The sequence below is a fragment of the Brevibacterium sp. SIMBA_078 genome (genome assembly GCF_046534565.1).
GTDB lineage: Bacteria > Actinomycetota > Actinomycetes > Actinomycetales > Brevibacteriaceae > Brevibacterium.
Window position 1 is genome coordinate 1 of the sequence record NZ_JAWRYQ010000201.1, and the last position, 273, is coordinate 273.

Sequence of the window (273 nt, forward strand, 5' to 3'; positions counted from 1 at the left end):
GCGGTGTGACGTAGTGCGTTTTCGGGTAGATGGTAAAACGTGGAATAGTGGAAACAATCTGCCCGGTCAGCGGGTCAAATAACGACAATCGTTCCACTTCCTCGTCAAACAGTTCCACGCGAAGTGCAATGTCATCCGATTCTGCCGGGAAGATATCTATCACCTCGCCACGAACGCGGAAAGTACCACGCTGGAATGCTTGATCATTACGAGCGTATTGCAGCTCCGCCAGTCGGCGCAGAATCGCGCGCTGATCGATAATCATACCGACCG

1 pseudogene is annotated in these 273 nt (G+C 52.7%); it reads right to left on the minus strand.

From position 1 onward, the window contains the following. Window positions 1-273 (minus strand): annotated as a pseudogene (locus SB749_RS19430) (excinuclease ABC subunit B); the annotation flags it as partial.